General features: G+C 57.3%; 14 protein-coding genes and 1 tRNA gene. 6 read left to right on the top strand and 9 right to left on the bottom strand.

The window, feature by feature from the left end:
- The first annotated feature begins 13 nt into the window (after positions 1-13).
- Both LSG25_RS06125 and LSG25_RS06120 read left to right on the top strand, forming a co-directional pair.
- Positions 14-1462 (top strand): YdgA family protein, encoded by a 1449-nt coding sequence (locus LSG25_RS06125; RefSeq protein ID WP_232743811.1) that lies wholly within the window; start codon positions 14-16, stop codon positions 1460-1462.
- Positions 1463-1513: 51 nt separating this feature from the next.
- Positions 1514-1589 (top strand) — tRNA-Thr (locus LSG25_RS06120).
- Positions 1590-1652: 63 nt separating this feature from the next.
- Here LSG25_RS06120 and LSG25_RS06115 read toward each other — a convergent pair.
- Complete coding sequence (locus LSG25_RS06115; RefSeq protein WP_232743810.1) at positions 1653-2627, bottom strand: quinone oxidoreductase; 975 nt, start codon at positions 2625-2627, stop codon at positions 1653-1655.
- A gap of 94 nt (positions 2628-2721) precedes the next feature.
- Here LSG25_RS06115 and LSG25_RS06110 point away from each other — a divergent pair, with 94 nt between their 5' ends.
- A complete protein-coding gene (locus LSG25_RS06110) occupies positions 2722-3573 on the top strand; it encodes a LysR family transcriptional regulator (RefSeq protein ID WP_232743809.1) in 852 nt (283 codons plus the stop codon).
- A 109-nt stretch (positions 3574-3682) separates the two neighbouring features.
- On the opposite strand, the gene LSG25_RS06105 is transcribed toward LSG25_RS06110, so the two are convergent.
- Positions 3683-4243 (bottom strand): transcriptional regulator, encoded by a 561-nt coding sequence (locus LSG25_RS06105; RefSeq protein ID WP_232743808.1) that lies wholly within the window; start codon positions 4241-4243, stop codon positions 3683-3685.
- Between LSG25_RS06105 and LSG25_RS06100 the strand changes: the two genes are divergently transcribed.
- Entirely contained in the window at positions 4177-5343 is a 1167-nt protein-coding gene (locus LSG25_RS06100) for an LPS O-antigen chain length determinant protein WzzB (RefSeq protein ID WP_370635960.1), read from the top strand. The two genes, LSG25_RS06105 and LSG25_RS06100, sit on opposite strands and share 67 nt — an antisense overlap.
- A gap of 137 nt (positions 5344-5480) precedes the next feature.
- A complete protein-coding gene (locus LSG25_RS06095) occupies positions 5481-6314 on the top strand; it encodes an EcsC family protein (RefSeq protein WP_232743806.1) in 834 nt (277 codons plus the stop codon).
- 775 nt (positions 6315-7089) lie between these two features.
- Here the strand turns inward: LSG25_RS06095 and LSG25_RS06090 are convergent.
- From LSG25_RS06090 to LSG25_RS06060, 7 genes are all read right to left on the bottom strand, one after another.
- Complete coding sequence (locus LSG25_RS06090) at positions 7090-7281, bottom strand: hypothetical protein (protein WP_232743805.1); 192 nt, start codon at positions 7279-7281, stop codon at positions 7090-7092.
- Positions 7282-7357: 76 nt separating this feature from the next.
- Complete coding sequence (def, locus tag LSG25_RS06085) at positions 7358-7891, bottom strand: peptide deformylase (RefSeq protein ID WP_232743804.1); 534 nt, start codon at positions 7889-7891, stop codon at positions 7358-7360.
- 47 nt (positions 7892-7938) lie between these two features.
- The gene (locus LSG25_RS06080; RefSeq protein WP_232743803.1) at positions 7939-8169 is read right to left on the bottom strand and encodes an acetyl-CoA carboxylase biotin carboxyl carrier protein subunit; all 231 of its coding nucleotides are present in this window, start codon (positions 8167-8169) and stop codon (positions 7939-7941) included.
- 55 nt (positions 8170-8224) lie between these two features.
- The gene (locus LSG25_RS06075) at positions 8225-9580 is read right to left on the bottom strand and encodes an acetyl/propionyl/methylcrotonyl-CoA carboxylase subunit alpha (RefSeq protein ID WP_232743802.1); all 1356 of its coding nucleotides are present in this window, start codon (positions 9578-9580) and stop codon (positions 8225-8227) included.
- 30 nt (positions 9581-9610) lie between these two features.
- Complete coding sequence (locus tag LSG25_RS06070) at positions 9611-10582, bottom strand: tripartite tricarboxylate transporter substrate binding protein (RefSeq protein WP_232743801.1); 972 nt, start codon at positions 10580-10582, stop codon at positions 9611-9613.
- A gap of 98 nt (positions 10583-10680) precedes the next feature.
- Positions 10681-12915 carry an acetate--CoA ligase family protein gene (locus tag LSG25_RS06065; RefSeq protein WP_232743800.1) on the bottom strand — a complete coding sequence of 745 codons (2235 nt, stop codon included), beginning with the start codon at positions 12913-12915 and terminating at the stop codon, positions 10681-10683.
- 74 nt (positions 12916-12989) lie between these two features.
- Positions 12990-14519: an acyl-CoA carboxylase subunit beta gene (locus LSG25_RS06060; RefSeq protein WP_232743799.1), complete on the bottom strand. Its 1530-nt coding sequence runs from the start codon at positions 14517-14519 to the stop codon at positions 12990-12992.
- A 154-nt stretch (positions 14520-14673) separates the two neighbouring features.
- Between LSG25_RS06060 and LSG25_RS06055 the strand changes: the two genes are divergently transcribed.
- A complete protein-coding gene (locus tag LSG25_RS06055) occupies positions 14674-15606 on the top strand; it encodes a LysR substrate-binding domain-containing protein (RefSeq protein ID WP_232743798.1) in 933 nt (310 codons plus the stop codon).
- Positions 15607-15631 lie beyond the last annotated feature (25 nt).

Below are 15631 nucleotides of genomic sequence, written 5' to 3'. Positions count from 1 at the left end.
CGGCAGGCTATCAATGAAAAAAAGCGCGAAGGTACTGGGTGTAGTGCTTGTTCTGGGAGTCGCCTACCTGGGCGCCTCCTGGTATGTGGGCAAGCGCGCCCAAGCCGTAATAGAGCAGTCCGTCCAGCAGGCCAATGTGCGCCTGGCCAAAATGTTGGGGCCGGATCTGGGCGGTAGCGGCCTTAAGGTTTCCATCGGCGATTACAGCCGCCATGTATTTTCATCCGATGTGACGTATGTGCTTGAAATGAAGGGCGCTGACGGCAAGCCGATCGATTTCAAGCTGGCCGATCATTTGCAGCATGGCCCCTTTCCGTTCGATGCGCTCCGTTCGGGCGATTTTTCTCCCATGCTGGCGTTCAGCCGCGCCCGATTGGCGCCCACGGCAGCCTCGCAAAAATGGTTTGATAGCCTGAAGGGGCAAACCCCGGTTGCGGCCGTGACCAAAGTCGATTTTTCAGGGGCAGGTCATTCGCAGTGGACGCTGCAGCCTTTGGATTACGCCAATGGCGGCGACAGCGTCAAGTTCAGCGGCGGCAAAATCGATATGGTGTTTTCCCGGAATTTCGACAACAGCACGATTACCGGGCAATTCGATTCGTTTGGCCTGGCGCAGGCCGACGATCATGAGAATCTGCAGTTCAAGAATATCGAGCTGAAAAGCAAAACGATCACGGCTGGTGAAAACGATACCCAGGTGCAGAGTTCCGCGAGTGCCGACAATATGGTTTTTTCATCCGATGTGAATGAGCCGCTGCAGGTTGAAAAGTTGACGGTCAACCTGGAAAGCCAGCAGAAAAACCAATTGCTCGACGGCGCCTTGCGATACGATTTCGGGCGCATCGTTGCCGGCAAGGCCGATCTGGGCAGCATTTCGGCCGGAGCCAAGGCCAGCCATTTCGATGTGGCCACGCTGAGCGCGCTGGCCAATCAGTACGATGCCATTAAAGCCAAGCACGGCAATGCTACCGATGAAGACTTGACACTGACCGATGCTGAGTCGGCCCTGCTGCGCCAGAAGTTCCTGGACGTGCTGGCCAGCAATCCTTCTGTGTCGATCGACCCTCTGGTCTGGAAAAACGACAAAGGTCAAAGCACAATTGCGCTGAATGTGAATCTGGTCAGCCCCGCCGACAAAGAGGCGGCTCTCAACGCGGGCGCCGATACGCTGTTGCCGCAAATCCTGAAACTGGTGACGCTGGATATCTCGATATCCAAACCCATGTTCATCAAGACAATGAGCCAGTTGCAGGGCGGCGGGCCGGCCGGCGGGCAGGCCGATATGCTGGGCGCCATGCTTTTCGATCAGTATCTGGGCAAGCTGCAGACCACCGGCCTGGTCAAGCTCGACAGCGACAAGGCCGTGTCGGCGATTCGGTACGAAAACAACAGTATCGATGCCAATGGCAAGAAAATGTCGGTGCAGGAATTTGTGCAAAGAGCCATGGCCGCGGTCATGTAATTTCGACAAATGTGTATAATGGCGGGCTTGGTCGGAACGGTCATCCGCCACGCCGATGTAGCTCAGTTGGTAGAGCAGCTCATTCGTAATGAGAAGGTCGAGGGTTCGACTCCTTTCATCGGCACCAATAGAATCAAGCACTTGCGCCAATCTTCACAGATTGGCGTTTTGTTTTGCGGCCTGCCCGCCCTCAGGGGATCAGCAGCACGCTGCCGGTGGTGCGGCCTCCTTCGAGGTCGGTTTGTGCCCTGCCGGCTTCGGCCAGGGTATATTCGTTGCCGATCTCGGCCACGACACCTGCTTGCATTACGGCGATGAGTTCCTCGGATGCGGCCAAATAAGTATTCGGGTCAGCCGAATAGGCCATGATGCTGGGGCGGGCGAGGGACAACGAGCGGCGCGGGCCCAATTGGTCGACGCTGATCGGCGGTATCGGGCCGGCCGCCTGGCCCATGCTGGCGACTGTACCGAAGGGGCGAACACAGGCAAGCGTCTTCAGGAGCATGTCGCCGCCTATGCCGTCGATGGCGAAGTCGACGCCGCGGCCATCCGTCAAGGCTGCGATCCCAGAGACGATATCGGCGTTGCGCCCAACGATGACATGATCGGCGCCGTGCATTTTGGCGGTCTGCGCCTTCCTGGCCGATCCGGCGGTGCCGATTACCCTTGCGCCAAGATGCTTGGACCAGCGCACCAGCATGGCGCCCAGGCCGCCTGCCGCGGCATGAATAAGAACTGTGCTTTCGGCATTGACCGGATACGTGCGCGTGAACAGCATATGCGCCGTTAGCCCTTTTAGCATCGAAGCCGCCGCAATGCGCGGGCTGATGTGGTCGGGCACCAGGATTGCCCGCACCCGTGGCAATAGCCGTGTCGTTGCATAGGCTCCGACCGGGGCGCCTGCGTAGACGATGCGATCCCCAACAGCGAGATCCGCGACGTCGTCTCCCACGGCTTCGACCACTCCGGCGCCCTCGACACCGAGGACCGCCGGCAGCGGCGCAAGCGGATACAGGCCGATGCGGTGGTAGATGTCGATGAAGTTGACGCCAATTGCCTGGTGCCGAATGCGCACTTCGCCTGGCCCGGGTGCCTGTGGCTCGCACGAGACGACTTCCAGTTGATCCACGCCGCCCGTGCCTCTCATTCTGATCATTTGATCCATTGCTTCCTCCATTAAGTTGGAGGTATTTTCATTGATTGCAGTTTGTTTGAAAATTCCCTAATATTTGTCATATTATGTGAAAAATTTAACAATAATGGATTGGGAAAACCTCCGTCATTTCGCCGCGCTGGCGCAAGCGGGCACCTTGTCCGGGGCGGCTCGGGAGCTTCACGTCGAGCACGCGACCATAGCGCGCCGCATTGCCGCGCTTGAAACCGAGTTGAGCCTCAAACTTGTGGATCGGCGCGGCCGCAGGCTGTCGCTTACGGTGGATGGCGAGCGCGTCGCAGCCCTGGTCGAGCGCATGGAGACGGGCGCCCGGGCGATCGACCGGGCAGCCGGAAGCGCCCGCTCCGCTCTGGCGGGCAATGTCACTATCAGCGCGCCGCCGACCTTGGCCGCGGCAATGTTGGCACGCCCGCTGGTGGCCCTGCGCACGCAACATCCCGCGCTTACGATTCGTCTGTTAGGCGAAACCCGCCAGGCTTCGCTGGACCGCCGGGAAGCCGATATAGCCATCCGGCTCAGTCGGCCCGCCGAAGGCGAGCTCATCATCGTGAAGCTCGCGGAACTTGCCTTTCGCCTGTATGGCAATCCTGCTTACTTGGGCCAGACGCAGCCGCAGGATTGGGCCTTTGTTGCTTATGATGAGGGCCTGGATCTTGCTGCGCAGCAAGCCGCCCTTATCCGGCAGGTGGCGGGCCGACCCATCCGTTTTCGGGCGAGTACGCTGGAGATCCAGCGTGCCCTGGTGCGGGAGGGGGGAGGCGTGGGAATGCTGCCGGATTTCATGGCAGGGGATGATTCGGCACTCGTTCCCGCGGTACCCGGCCAGCCGCCGGTGATGCGGGATGCGTGGCTGGTATTCCACGCCGACATGAAAGGCTCGGCCGCCATCCGCGCCGTCGTCAAGTCTATTCGTGAAGGTTTCGGAACAGTTTCCTGAAGTATTTTGAGCTGAAGCGACTCCCTGAATCAGCATGCTGAAAAAGAAAAATCACCACAAGCCGTCGGTGGATTGAAATCTTGTTCCGGCCGCGTACTGTGGCCAAGCTTCAGCTAAGCCACATTTCCTGCTCCAGGGCTAGCTCCCTGATGATCTGGATAATCAGGTAACGGCGATGTTCCGTCAACAAGCGCATTTTTTCAATCAGCTCGCGCTCCTCGTCGCTGTATCCGACGCTGCTCGCTGCGGGCTCCTTGGACACCAGCCGAGTTGGCTGCGCACGTATCTTTTCACCGACGCCGTAGCGCAGCCACTGAGCGGACACGCCCAGCCAGTCAGCGAGCGTTTCAATCTTGTCCGGCATGGGGCGGGACTTGCCCGACAGCCACTTTTGAGCCGCCTGCGGCGTGACAGGTTCGTTGGAATGCCGAAGATTGAATTGCAAGGCGAGATCCGCCGCCGTTTCGACTTTCTTCCGGCTGCGTTTCAAGGCTTGTTTGAGCCGTTCCGCGAAGGCAATTTTTTCATCATGAGATGGCATGCCGAAAGTGTGGCCCAAGAGAATCCGCAATTGAGAACCATTCGGTTGTTTAATAAAACCAAATGGTTTATATTGGCAACCGTTATCTTCTGAATCAAAATGTAAATATGCCTGTGCAACACCCCGCATCGCCAGATAGCGATGAAATAGATTTGTTCGAGTTGTGCCGCATATTATGGGAAAAAAAATGGGTGATTCTGGCGTTTACCATGTTGGTAACCGCCGTGGCGACGTTCTATGCATTCACCGCCGCGCAGCGGTGGACGTCCGTGGCCTATGTCAGTCCTCCCAGGGTCGAGCAGATAAAAGCCTATCTGGAGCAGCGGCGGGCGCTGGCCCGCGCGGATGGCACCAAGACGGTGGATACCGATCTTCTTATCAAGAACCTGTTTGCCAGTTTTGTTGATTTGAGTTCCGCGCAGCGCACCAAGCTGGAGTTCCTGGCCACCGCGCAATACTATAAAAATTTGAGTGCCAATGCCGATCCCGAGAATGCCAGGCGGATATTGACTCGCCTGGCCGACCATAGCCTATTGGTAAAATCTCCCGGCAAGGATCAGATCGCTCCGTATTACACCGTTTCCTTCACAGCGCTCACCGCCAGGGCGGCGCAAGAGGTTCTGGGCGCGTATATCGCGATGGTCAATAAAAAAGCTTTTGATTTGATCGATGGCGAGTTTGAAGATTCCCTCAATGCGAGCGTCCAGTTCCGGCAAGCCGAGCTGGAGAGTATTGAATTCAAGCTCAAAAGCGCTCGCGAGAATCAAATCGCCACGTTACAGACGGCACTGGCCACCGCGGGCAAGGCAGGCTTGAGGGATTACGCAGTAGGGCGAAATAATGCCGGCAACACGGTGATTGAATTGAGGGACGCCAATCATCTGTTCATGCTGGGCGAGAAATACCTGTCCGCCGAGCTTGACACAGCCAAAACATACCCTTTGATTTTTCCGGCCCGTTATTACGAGATCAAGCGCGAACTGAGCTTGCTGGAGCCTTTGCTGAAATACAGTATTGCGACATCCAACAGTTACAGTTTCCAGCTTTCCCCGACCTTGCCTGCATCACGCGATGCGCCAAAAAGGTCTTTGATCATCGCATTGGGCATCTTGTTGGGCGGAATGCTCGGTTGTGGGTGGGTTCTTGTGAATGAGGCCGTGCGAAAATACAAAATCGCAAGCCTGGAACGGACGGTGGCCGGCATGGAAAACAACCAGGGCCGTTCATAAAACGGACAGAATGACGCGGGTATCCGGTCGAGCGCGTCTCTTGATACTATTACCGGCAGAGCAGGGGCGAACAAGCCCGGTGTCGATGGCATGTCTGCCAGACACGAAAGATCTGCACGCGTACAGGAATCGTCTCGATGGATACACTCACGGCTCAGGAAACGGATGACTTGCGCAAGGCGGTGCGCCTGCTGGAAGAGCCTGGCCTGGGGATAAAGATTGCCAATTATGTCGGCAAGCCGCTGGCCCTGGGGGTCGACAGGCTGCCCCGCAATTGGCAACGAAAAATAGGCGAATATACAAAAAAATCCCTGCTCAGGGTTACGGACGCCGCCATTTTCACGATGGATGCGCGGAAAATACAAAAGGCATCGTGGGACTCGTCGCACAAAATAGCGGCGACGCTGGCTGGTGCGGCGGGGGGCGTGCTGGGCCTGGCGGGCCTGGCTGTGGAACTGCCTCTTTCGACGACCGTTATGTTGCGTTCGATTGCCGATATTGCCCGCAGCGAAGGGGAGGATCTATCCCGCCCTGAAAGCCGGCTGGCTTGTATCGAGGTTTTCGCGCTGGGCGGCAGGTCCAAAGACGATGACGCGGCCGAATCCGCCTATTTTATGGTCAGGACCGGCTTGAGCCAGGCCCTGGCGGCGGCCGCCGATTATGTGGCCGCGGCTAAAGCCGGCGAACTCGCGGGCAAGGCCGCCGCGGCGCCGCTGGTAGGTCAATTCATTGAAAAAGTCGCCAGCCGTTTTTCCGGGCAAGTGGCGGACAAGGTATTGGCGCAGGCCATTCCTGTGCTGGGGGCTTTGATGGGAGGTGGCGTAAATTATATTTTCATCGACCACTTCCAGGATATGGCCCGAGGCCATTTCATTGTCCGGCGACTTGAGCAGCGCTACGGGAAAGCGTTTGTCCAGGCGCAATATCAAGAGATATTCGCCGAGATTCTGGCTCGGCAACGTGGGCGTTAGTGTATTTTTGGTTTGAGTGTTTATGGCATTCGATGTTTTGGTCGGTTTGGTATATAAAGACGCCGTCTATCGGGGCTTGGGGTCAGGGCCGGCACGGCGTGCTTCATCCGGATTTAGCTCGTCAAGGCGGGCGTCGGGCGAACTCACTGCGCCTCGCACACTGCGCGAGGCTCCGTTCAGACAGCGCCCGCCGACTACCCCCGCCTTGCCGAGCTAAATCCGGCGCACGCCTTACGCCGGTCCTGACCCCAAGCCCCGATAGACGGCTCGCGTAATGGCATGCCTGGAATGAACGTGCTGGCCCCAGCGTATACCTCGATGCATGACCTCAACGTTTCTCTCAGTGCATGACCCCAATGCTTCTCTCTATGCATTGCCTCAACGCAAGCCGCAGGGTGGGCGGTGCTGTGTAGTCCGGCGGTAGTCCAGCGCCGGGTGCTGACGAAGGGAAGGCGGGGGCTTTCGGCGGGCCCTGTCTGAGCAGTGCCTCGCGTGCGAGGCACTGCGAGTTGGCCCGACGCCCGCCTGGACGAGGCAGACCCGGGTAGTCGGCTAGCGCAGCTAGCCGACCGCTGGACGTGCCGGACTACACAGCACCGCCCACCCTGCGGCGTCTTTATAGAATCAACCGCCGCCTACACAGCAAACACAGCAAACACAGCAACACACAACCCAAAGTCACTACCCAAGCCTAAAAACGGCTCAAAACAAAAATCGCAGAAACACGTCCAGTGCTGTAAAACACTTGAATCAAAAATCCTCTAACGCCTGGCCGTCAGAAGAAACTGGCTACACCCCAAAGCACCAGGGTTACGCCCCCGAGCATGCCGACCAGCAGCAGGAACGCGCCTTGCGAACCCTGGAGCATAGCCGGCCGCTGATCTTCGGGAATGGCGTACGCTCTGGCTGCCGCACGCGCTATTACCCAGCCGATCATGATCACTATGACGCTCATTACAGCGCTCACATACTTCTCCCCGCAAACGCCCGGTCACGGGCAAAACATGGCGCCAAGACTAGCATATTTCCTTCTGCCCTTGAGTTCAGTCGTCGGCGGCGGGATCGAGATCCGGAAACAGTATCTCGGTATAGCCGAACTGCGAAAAATCCTTGATTCGCGATGGGTACAGGCGTCCGATCAGATGATCGCATTCATGCTGGACGACGCGTGCGTGGAAACCTTCCGCCGTGCGTTCCAGCGGCTTGCCTTGCGGGTCGAAACCCGAGTAGCGGATATGCCGGTAGCGGGGCACCGCAGCGCGCAGGCCCGGCACCGACAGGCAACCCTCCCAGCCGTCTTCCTGTTCATCCGACAGCGGAGTAATGACGGGATTGCAGAGGATGGTTTGCGGCACGGGAGGCGCGTCCGGATAGCGGTCGCTGGCATCGAAGCCAAAAATGACCAGTTGCAGATCGACTCCTATTTGCGGCGCTGCCAGGCCTACGCCGCCCGCATCGCGCATGGTGTCGAACATATCGGCGATCAATGCGTCCAGCCCGGCGCTGTTGAAATCGACCACCGGCTGGGCAATGCGCAGCAGCCGGGGATCGCCCATCTTGAGTATTTCACGTAACACTATGATTTCCTGTCCTATGCAATAGTGGAAATATAGCGCAAGACGAGTCAGGCGGAATCTGTATCTATTATGGCGACCACTTGCCCTTCCGTCACGGGATCGTCTTCTTTGACCAATAGCTGGGCGATGCGACCCGATTCAGTGGTCAGTATTGGAATTTCCATTTTCATTGAATCGATAATCATCACAGGCTCTTCTTCGCCGATTGCGGCTCCTTCCTGTACCTCGATTTTCCATACCTTTCCAGATACTTCCGACAAAATTTCCTTGCGCGTCATTTTGTTCCTCTATAGCAATGCTTCAACTGCCCGGCGGGATTGGGCAGAAGATTTTTCAATTTCTGGGTCCCGGCCCGGCCACTTCCATACCCAGTCCAGTATGCACTTGCCCGGAGCGGAACTGAGGGCTTTCGAGCATGCGTCGCACAAATGGAATGTTGTGCTTGACGCCTTCGATGACCGTGGCATCGAGGGCGGCCAGCAGGCGGTCGATGGCTTGGTTGCGATTGTTCCCGTGTGCAATAAGTTTCAGGATCAAAGGATCGTAGTGGGGCGTTATCTCGTCCCGTTCCGAGTATCCGGTTTCGGTGCGTATTCCTGTTCCGGCCGGCAGCCTGAATGTTTTGAGCGTGCCGGGCGAAGGGTAAAAACGTATGGGATCCTCCGCATAAATGCGGGCCTCGATTGCGTGGCCGCCGTTCGGAATGGCTTCGGGCAGGACATCTTCGAGCTTTTCTCCGGCGGCGAGCCGGATTTGCGCAATGACCAGGTCGATGCCTGTGATTTCCTCTGTGACGGCGTGCTCCACTTGAAGCCGTGTATTCATTTCCAGAAATCTGAAGTCTGTGCCTTTCTCGTACAGCGTTTCAATGGTGCCAATCACGTCATAGGGAAGCCTGCGCAATACTTGCACAAGGTCGTCCGCCGCCTTGTCCAGCAAGGCGCGGGAAAGCAAAGGAGCTGGGGATTCCTCGATCACTTTTTGATAGCGGCGCTGAATGGAGCAGTCTCTTTCAAATAGGTGCCTGACATTGCCGTACTGGTCGGCGAGTATCTGGAATTCGATATGGCGCGGTTTCAGCAGCAGGTTTTCCAGATATATTTCTGCGCTGCCGAAACTTCTTTGCGATAATGAACGCGCCTGGTCGAGGGCCTTGGCCAGCTCGGCGGGATTGCCCGCGCTTATCATCCCGATACCGCCGCCTCCCGCCGCGGGTTTCACAAGTACGGGATAACCCAGCAGCTCCGCCGCGGCAAGCGCGGAAGCGGCGTCTCCATTCAGAAGGCCCGAGCTGGGTGCCATTGAAAGGCCGTGATGAATCATCAGGTCGCGGGCTCGCGTCTTGTGCCCCATGGCTTCAATCCACCGAGGGCTTGGGCCGATGAAGCGGGCTCCGGTTGCATTGACGCGCTGCGCGAACTTGGCATTTTCCGACAGGAAACCGTAGCCTGGATGGATGCCGTCGGCACCGGACTTGCCCAGCACATCCAGCAATGCATCCTGATTCAGATAGCTGGCCTTGGGTTCGGATTCGCCTATATAGAATGTTTCATCCGCCTCCGCCAGGTATTGAAGGCCCGCATCGGCCTTTGAATATACGGCGACCGATTCGACCCCTAGCGCGCGCAGCGCGCGAATGATGCGTGCCGCAACCGCGCCTCGATTTGCAATGATGACTTTGTTGAACATGTCTTGGCCTGTGGAAATTTCACTTCAGAATTATTTGGATTTGATTTCCACAAGATCAGGCAGTTGCTTGGCGACTTGCTGCCACATCGTCAGGTCGCGGCGAATTTGCGCACTGAGTTCGTCGGGGCGGCTGGGAGCCACTTCGCCGCCCACGGCCAGCAGTCTTTGCGAAAAATCCTTTTGCTGGATGATTTCCCGAGTAGCTTGCGCAAGCCGGTTCTGTATTGATACTGGCGTGCCGGCCGGTGCATACAGGATGTAGCGGATGGAGATGTCGTAATTCACACCGATCTCGGCCAGCGTCGGCACTGAAGGAAGGGCGGCGCTGCGCTTCAAGGAGGTGACGCCCAGCGGCTTCAGTTTCCCGCTTTGGATGAACGGCAATAGCGCGGGCAGCGCCGCAAATACCATATCGACCTGGCCCGCGATGGCATCGCTGGCCGCCAGCGCTCCTCCTTTATAGGGGATGTGAAGCAGCTTCATGCCCGCCCTGGCGTTCATCAACTCTACAAAAATGCGCACCGATGCGCTGGAAATCGTGAATTTCCCTGGTGCGGCTTTGGCCGCGGCGATCAGTTCTTTTATTGTTGGGAATTTTATCTTCGGGTTGGCGGCCACCACGAATGGCATCTGGGCAATCAGGCTTACCGGGAGGAGGGCGGACAAAGGATTGAATGGCGGCTTTGGGCCAAAAACCGAGTTCCAGATGTGGGCGCCGTCGCTGATGAGCAGCGTATAACCATCTGGCGCGGCTTTTGCAGCCGCATCGCTGCCGATATTTGTCGAGGCGCCGGGCCGGTTTTCCACAATGACCGCCTGGCCCAGCCGCTCCGAGAGGTTCTTGGCGAACAGGCGGGAAACAAAATCCGTGCTGCCGCCTGGTGAATAAGGAATGATGATATGGATGGTTCGTGTTGGATAGCTCTCGGCGAGGGCTGGCTTCAGGCCGCAGACCAGTGTCATGGCGATTATCGCGGCAAGGCGGGAAAAGTGGATGTTCATAAGTCTCCTTTGTGCATTTTTTAACCGGCGGGTATATGTTTATTTTCCTGCTCGGAGCTATAGCCGCGTGGAGGGCCGGCGCTGCGGCGGCTGGTTCCTTACAACTGCCTCGGTTCATACTCCAATTGTGGTTTTTTGAAATGAAAATTCTCATAGTTGGCGAGCGCTCTCAATGCGCAACCCGCCATGGCGAAATTTTCGAATACAGGTACGCCCGCCGCCGCTGCGCGATCCCTCTGCAAGCGGCGTGCCGCATCGGTTTCGGGACTGCCGTCCGAGCGTAATATGACTGCCAATGCCGTACCTCCATCTTTCGATTGGCGGTGGGCTATACAGGCGTCCATGATATGTTCCATCGTGCGTCGGCCTCGATAGCTCAGTAAGGCTGGCAGATTCAGATGCACTACGACCGCATCGGTGCGGCTATCGCTGCACAAGGCATCGAGAATCTCGCTGGCGACGCGGCCTTCGGTTCGGTCAAATACATTGGCCGGCACGTCGATGGGATTGTTGTCGCTGGCACCGTCGGGCAGATTCAAGGCGTGCAGCCGCTCTTTGGTTTCGGCGGAGAATTCCGCCAATGAGAAGCCGAGTTGGGCGAAGCCATCGCTTGCCACGACGCTGGCGCCGCCGCCGTTGCCCATAAGGGCAAGATTGCATGTCGGCCGCGTGAAATTCGGCCTTATGGTCTGGAACAGCAATAAGGCGTCGACCAGCTCTTCCATGGTATTGACCGGCACACAGCCGGTTTGCGTGGTTACCGCCTGCCACACCTGAATGTCTCCCGCCAGCGATCCCGTATGTGAAGCAGCCGCCTTCTGTCCCTGGCTGGTGCGGCCGCCTTTCAATAGCACGACAGGTTTCTTGGCGCCGGCTTTGCTTAGAAGCTCAAAAAAAAGTCTTCCGTCCTGAATGTCTTCAAGATATAGCCCGATGATGTGCGTTGCATCGTCGGCAAGAAAATATTCCAGCAGGTCGTTCGGCCCCAGATCGATGCTATTGCCTATCGTTACGACTCCGCTGAAGCGCAAGCCGCGCAATTGTCCGTACCGCAGCATGTCGATGCCAAAGCCGCCGCTTTGCGAAATGACGCCGACATGCCCGACCGGATTCTGAATCTTGTGTGTTTCCGTAAAGCTTACCCGCCCTCGGGGGGTATAGATACCCAGGCAATTGGGCCCAAGAACGCGCATTCCTCCGATCTTTATGGCTTCCATCAAATCGTGTTTACTGCCGCTGCCTCGCCCCCCCTCACCGAATCCGCTGGTCATGATTTGCGCAAATCTCAGCTTTCCCCTTGCGTTTTCCAATAGCTCCGGCACCGCTGCTCGAGGCACGGCTATGTAGGCATAATCGACCTGCCGGGGCATGTCGGAAAAGTTCCGGTACACGGGCCTGCCGTCGATTTCGGCCAGGCTGGGATGCATAGGGTATATTTCCCCTTCGAAACCGAGGATTTCCAGATTACGGATAAAACGGTTTCCGGCACCCCGGCCCGAAGCCGAGACACCCGCCACTGCGATGGTTTGCGGTGCGAATAGCGGCTCGAAATCCACGGGCCGGGCTTTTGGGCCATGCCATGCCCGGCGGCGTTCGGACGCGAAAGTGATACGCACATCCACCGCCACCGCGGTCTTTGTATCCACGATCAGCGGATTGATATCCAGTTCGTCTATTTCATCGGCCAATGTCATCAGGATGCCTGTGCTGCCCCCTACCTTGACAAGGGCATCGACGATGGCTTCTTCGTTCGCCACCATGCCTGCCCGCGCGCCTCGAAGAATTGGCAATGCGCGCAACTCCTTCAACATGGCCCACGCCTCGCGCGTGTCGACGGGGCACACGCGGAACACCACATCGGAAAAGATCTCCACGAACACACCGCCGAGACCCACCATCAACATGGGTCCGAATTGGGGATCAACGTAGCCGCCAATCACCAATTCATGACCCGGGGAGGCCATTTCCTCAACCAGAAATCCCTCTGGCTGTTGCCGCTCGGCAGGCCAGCCATCGCGAATTCCACATGCCGCGGCACGTACTTCATCGGCATTTTGCACACCGAGCCGCACACCGCCAAGATCACTTTTGTGCAAGGCTTGTGACGACAGTACCTTGACGGCGTAGGGAGATGACAAGCTTGCGCAGGCCAGTGCCGCAGCGTCGGGATCCGTCACGGCCAGCGAGCGCGGAACCCGCAGGCCAAAGGCGGCCAGCAGGGTCTTCCCGGCTTTTTCATTCAACGCCGTCAGGCCCAGCCGCCTGCATCGGTCGAAGTAGGCCGGCAGGTTATTCCGTTCAATGCTTTCCCTATTTGCCGTATGTGGATCCACGGAATTCAGTCCCTATCGAGGCTTGGATGACGCATTCAAGATTTGTTTCTCCAGATGATTTTCATGCTTGACCGCTAATAACTGGTCGGCCAATTGGCAAGAGCATGTTGACCTACGAAGCCTTCCCCGAGGTGAACCTTCAGCAAGCCTTTCAAGGTCTTTCGCGTATGGCGGGGATCGATGATCGCCTGCGTTTCGTAGAGCGCCGCGAGCGACCATGCCGACGAATCCTGCCGGATATCGGCAAGCAAGGCATCGAACCGCTCAGGGTCGTCTTCCCGTTTGAGTTTATGCAGCATATGCACGCCCAGCGCCGGATCGACAAAACCCAGGTCCGCTGTGGGCCAGGCGAGGACTTCATGGGAGTTTTTGCCACCGCCCATATTGAGATAAGCCTGGCCATAGCTTTTGCGCATGATCACTGAAATCTTTGGCACACTGACCAGACTCAGGGCATTCATCCAGTTCATGATGCGGCCCGGAGCCCAGCGCTTTTCACTGTCCACCCCGATCAAGAAACCTGGCTGATCCACGAGAAAAACGATGGGTATATTGTAAGAGTCGCATAGCACCATGAAGCTGGTCGCTTTGCGCATGGCGTCGATATCGATGGCGCCACCTTTGAATTTCGGATTATTGGCGATTACTCCCACGGAGTATCCGTCTATCCTGGCCAGCCCGGTGGTGATCGACTTTCCGAACCGCGCTTTCAACTCGAAAAAACTATCGAGATCGGTGATTGAACGGATAATTGCGCGAACGTCATATACCGCGGTGCGGCTTTCGGGAAGCGCCTCCAGCACCGCCTCGCCGGTTTCGTCGCTTCCTTCCGGCACCGGGCATCGAGGAGGCGTTTCACCCGCGTGGCTTGGCAGATAGCTCAGGAACCTGCGGATGATTTCGAGCGCCTGCTGGTCGGTATCGACGACGACATCGACCAGCCCTGTTGTTTCGCTGTGCAGGCGCCAGCCTCCAAGTTCTTCGGGATCCACCTTTTGATTGATCGCTATCGAGGTTACGCGGCTGCTGGCTACCGCCATGGTGGCACCTTTGCGCATTACGGCAAAATCCGCCATGCAGCTGTACCATGTCGACGAGCCGTAGCAATTGCCCAATAGTGCGGATACCCAGGGCGTCTTGCGACTACGCAGATATTCGAATGGGTCCTGGCCCAGCATCGCTCTGCCGGCCCCTCCCATGCGGTCTGGCATACGGGAGCCGGCGGACTCTCCCAGAAAAATAAGCGGCATGCCCCTTGACGTGGCTGTTTCCCGAATGTGACGGATTTTCTTGCCGTTGATGGCGCTGCTGCTGGCACCCAACACCGTAAAATCGTTCGACACCACGGCTACGTTGCGGCCGCTGATGGTGCCGTAGCCGGCGACCTTTGCATCTGCGGGTGTTTTCCCGCGGGTTTCGGGACGAATGCCGCGCGCGAACATGCCGGATTCGATAAAGCTGCCAGCATCGAGCAGGATATCCAGCCGTTCGCGTGCGTTCAATTGTCCGGACTCGCGCCGCGCGGCGAGCTTTTCTTCCCCTCCCATGGCGAGAGCTTCTTCCGTGCGACGCTTAAGCTCGTCAAGTGGTCCGCTGAATTTCATTGATACTCCGACAAAAATTGGGTGCTCCGGCGTCAAGCAAGTGTCGGGTAGAATGAACTATGCAGTCAAATATAAAATTAGCATCCATGTATGCATTTACATCATAGGTTTGCAGCCATGGTCAATACCGGATTCCCGGGAATATGATGAAATTTTGCGCGAGAGAAAAATGGGGCTCAAGGTCAATCTGAAACAGATCAGCGCGTTCAGGTCAGTCATGATTTCCGGCTCCACGAGTGGTGCCGCCGAATTGCTCAATATTTCACAGTCGGCTGTCAGCAGGCTGATACAAAATCTTGAAGCCCAGACCGCTTTCCCGCTTTTTTTGCGGCAGAATGGAAGGCTTTATCCTACGCCGGAAGCTTTGGCTTTCCTGGAGGAAGTCGAGCAGGTCTATAGCCGGCTGGATCATCTGGGCAATGTGATGGGCAATATCCGGATGCTGGAGAGCGGACATTTGCGCGTCATAGTTTCGACGCCGTTCGCGCAATGGCTATTGCCGGAGGCGCTGGCGCGCTTCCGAAAGAAGCGTCCGGATATCCGGGTGTCGGTGGAAATTGTCGTCAGGCGCGACATGCCCAAGTGGCTGGAAGAGCAGAAATTCGATGTTGCCTTGATTACCTTTCCCGTCGACTATCCCGTGGCGCATCTGCGCAATCTTCCAAGCCTTAACGCTGTGTGCATATTGCCGCTGGGCCATCCCTTGGCCGACGTTCCCGTCGTTCGTGCCCGCGACCTGGCAGGTCAGCCATTCATATCGATCATTCCAAACACGGTTCCGAGAATGAAGATAGACCAAATATTCAGCCAGCTTTCGATTCAGCGATCGGTGATGATCGAGATACAAACAGGGGCTTCGATCTGTTCCCTGGTCGCGGCGGGCCTGGGTGTGGCGATTGTTGATCCCGTTACGGTTGGGCGCCCCGAGGGCAAGAAATTTATCGTGAAGGCATTCCGGCCGACCATTAGATTCGATTTCGGCATGTTGCTGCCCATCCAGCGTCCCGTATCGAGCCATGCAGACGAATTCATCGGCATAGTGCGCGAGCAAATGAACGCTTTTCAGCAAGTCTGCAAGGCTTTATAGCGGCATGGACTGATTTCCGCCCGAA

It is taken from the genome of Paralcaligenes sp. KSB-10, assembly GCF_021266465.1.
Lineage (GTDB): Bacteria > Pseudomonadota > Gammaproteobacteria > Burkholderiales > Burkholderiaceae_B.
This window is presented reverse-complemented; position numbering and strand designations above follow the sequence as displayed.

Coding starts and splice junctions, on each gene's coding strand:
- LSG25_RS06125 (WP_232743811.1), top strand. CDS start 14: ATGAAAAAAAGCGCGAAGGTACTGGGTGTAGTGCTTGTTCTGGGAGTC.
- LSG25_RS06115 (WP_232743810.1), bottom strand. CDS start 2,627: ATGGATCAAATGATCAGAATGAGAGGCACGGGCGGCGTGGATCAACTG.
- LSG25_RS06110 (WP_232743809.1), top strand. CDS start 2,722: ATGGATTGGGAAAACCTCCGTCATTTCGCCGCGCTGGCGCAAGCGGGC.
- LSG25_RS06100 (WP_370635960.1), top strand. CDS start 4,177: ATGGTTTATATTGGCAACCGTTATCTTCTGAATCAAAATGTAAATATG.
- LSG25_RS06105 (WP_232743808.1), bottom strand. CDS start 4,243: ATGCGGGGTGTTGCACAGGCATATTTACATTTTGATTCAGAAGATAAC.
- LSG25_RS06095 (WP_232743806.1), top strand. CDS start 5,481: ATGGATACACTCACGGCTCAGGAAACGGATGACTTGCGCAAGGCGGTG.
- LSG25_RS06080 (WP_232743803.1), bottom strand. CDS start 8,169: ATGACGCGCAAGGAAATTTTGTCGGAAGTATCTGGAAAGGTATGGAAA.
- LSG25_RS06075 (WP_232743802.1), bottom strand. CDS start 9,580: ATGTTCAACAAAGTCATCATTGCAAATCGAGGCGCGGTTGCGGCACGC.
- LSG25_RS06070 (WP_232743801.1), bottom strand. CDS start 10,582: ATGAACATCCACTTTTCCCGCCTTGCCGCGATAATCGCCATGACACTG.
- LSG25_RS06060 (WP_232743799.1), bottom strand. CDS start 14,519: ATGAAATTCAGCGGACCACTTGACGAGCTTAAGCGTCGCACGGAAGAA.